Below are 2,255 nucleotides of genomic sequence, written 5' to 3'. Positions count from 1 at the left end.
GTGCCGGGCCGGGCGGTGGGGGCCCGGGCGGCGGCGGTGGACCGCCGAAGACGACCGTCACATTCTCGGACGGCCGGACCGCGCCGTTCACCGTAGTGAGTGCCGACCCGACCAGTGACATCGCTGTGGTTCGGGTCCAGGGCGTCTCCGGGCTTTCACCCATATCGCTGGGCTCGTCGGCCAATCTGCGCGTCGGCCAACCGGTGGTGGCGGTCGGGTCGCCGCTGGGCCTGGAAGGGACAGTGACCACCGGCATCGTCAGCTCGCTGAACCGGCCAGTGTCGACCACAGGTGAGGCGGGAAACCAGAACACCGTGCTGGATGCCATCCAAACCGACGCGGCGATCAACCCCGGTAACTCGGGAGGTGCGCTGGTCAACATGAGCGGTCAGCTGGTCGGTGTCAACTCCGCTATTGCCACTCTGGGCAGCGATTCCGGGCCCGACGCCCAGAGCGGTTCGATCGGCCTGGGCTTCGCGATTCCGGTCGACCAGGCCAAGCGCATCGCCGACGAGTTGATCAACACCGGTACCGCGGCACACGCCTCGTTGGGCGTGCAGGTGACCATCGACAAGGCCACTCCCGGCGCCAAGGTGGTCGAGGTGGTGCCCGACGGGGCCGCGGCCGGCGCCGGGCTGCCGACCGGCGCCGTCGTCACCCGAGTCGACGACCGGCCCGTCAACAGCGCCGATGCGCTGGTCGCTGCGGTGCGCTCCAAAGCGCCGGGCGACAAAGTGACGTTGACCTACAACGATCCCTCGGGTGCGAAGAAGACGGTGCAGGTCACGCTGGGCAAGGCCCAACAGTGATCGGAGTCGATGCGGCGGGGTCGATGCCCAGATATACCGTTGCAGCCATGGAGAAGCCACCGGAGTTGGTTGGGCGAGCACTTGTCGTCGTCGTCGACGATCGCACGGCGCACGGCGACGAAGACCACAGCGGCCCGCTGGTCACCGAACTCCTCACCGAGGCGGGATACGTCGTCGACGGCGTGGTGGCCGTCGCGGCGGACGAGGTGGAAATTCGCAACGCGCTGAACACGGCCGTCATCGGGGGAGTGGATCTGGTGGTTTCGGTCGGAGGCACTGGAGTGACGCCCCGCGATGTCACCCCGGAGGCCACCCTCGAGATCCTCGACCGGGAGCTGCTGGGCATCGCCGAGGCCATCCGGGCGTCCGGCCTGTCTTCCGGGATCGTCGACGCCGGACTCTCCCGAGGACTGGCCGGCATCTCGGGCAGCACGCTGGTGGTCAACCTGGCCGGTTCGCGTTTTGCAGTCCGCGACGGCATGGCGACGCTGAACCCGCTGGCCGCGCAGATCATCGGACAGCTGTCGAGTCTGGAGATCTGATGACCGGGCCGGCGTTCGACGACGAGTCGGCGGCAGACAAGAGTGAAGCCTACGAGGCTGATGTGGCCAACGACCACGAGCAATGGCTGCGGGAGAACAGGCCCCCGCATCACGGTTGAGTGCAACGTGCCATAGGTGACGGCGGGTCACGGCGCGGTCAATCCCTGGTGACTAATTGCACGGAACACGCGCATTTACGCAGTCGCGGATTTACCGTTTTTTCGGGCATAGGCGTCGGCCTGCCCATTCCTGTTGACGGAGGTGGCTCGCGTGTTCAAGGGCTTCAGAGATTTCATGATGCGCGGTGACGTGATCACCGTGGCCGTCGGCCTCGTGGTGGCCTTGGCCTTTTCGAACCTGGTCAAGGCCTTTACCGACAGTGTCATCAATCCACTCGTCTCGGCGGCGCAGCCCGGCAGCAAAATCGGACTGGGCTGGCAGCTCGGCGATGCCGGTAACAAGGAGACCTTCCTTGACGTCGGATCGTTCGTCTCGGCGATCATCTACTTCATCGTCTTCATGACGGTCGTCTATTTCGCGATCGTGGTGCCTTACAAGCACATTCAGAGACGCCGCGGATTGACGGTGTTCGGCGCCGAGCCGGCCACCAAGGCATGCTCGGAATGCTTGTCCGACATTCCCGAGGCGGCAAGCAAGTGCAAGTACTGTGCGAGCGATCAGCCAAGCAGCAGCAGCGCGCTCAGTGCAGGGTGAAGGTGATGGTCTGAACCAGCGCCGCGGCGGCCACCGCGTTGGCCGCACCGGCCGGTAACGCCACCAGCACAACCCGGTCGTTTCCGGTGGCCGGAGCCTTCTGTTTGGCCGAGACGAGAACCACGATCGCGCCGGTCGCCACCACGCGAGGACGGGCGTTGGAGTCGGCGACGGGCCCGGTGTCCGGTCC

3 protein-coding genes and 1 pseudogene are annotated in these 2,255 nt (G+C 66.1%); 3 read left to right on the top strand and 1 reads right to left on the bottom strand.

Features of this window, described 5'->3' with window-relative positions; all coding sequences use genetic code 11:
• From WA317_RS10470 to WA317_RS10460, 3 genes are all read left to right on the top strand, one after another.
• Positions 1-809, top strand: an 809-nt coding sequence (locus tag WA317_RS10470) for a S1C family serine protease (RefSeq protein WP_425172966.1), incomplete at its 5' end; no start/stop codon positions are given.
• A 23-nt stretch (positions 810-832) separates the two neighbouring features.
• Positions 833-1,351 carry a MogA/MoaB family molybdenum cofactor biosynthesis protein gene (locus WA317_RS10465; protein WP_425172965.1) on the top strand — a complete coding sequence of 173 codons (519 nt, stop codon included), beginning with the start codon at positions 833-835 and terminating at the stop codon, positions 1,349-1,351.
• A gap of 270 nt (positions 1,352-1,621) precedes the next feature.
• A complete protein-coding gene (locus WA317_RS10460) occupies positions 1,622-2,065 on the top strand; it encodes an MscL family protein (protein ID WP_425172964.1) in 444 nt (147 codons plus the stop codon).
• On the opposite strand, the pseudogene WA317_RS10455 reads toward WA317_RS10460, so the two are convergent.
• A pseudogene (locus tag WA317_RS10455) lies at positions 2,052-2,255 on the bottom strand (SAF domain-containing protein); the annotation flags it as partial. The gene WA317_RS10460 and the pseudogene WA317_RS10455 overlap by 14 nt on opposite strands.

The sequence above is a fragment of the Mycobacterium sp. genome (assembly GCF_049802695.1).
Lineage (GTDB): Bacteria > Actinomycetota > Actinomycetes > Mycobacteriales > Mycobacteriaceae > Mycobacterium.
This window is presented reverse-complemented; position numbering and strand designations above follow the sequence as displayed.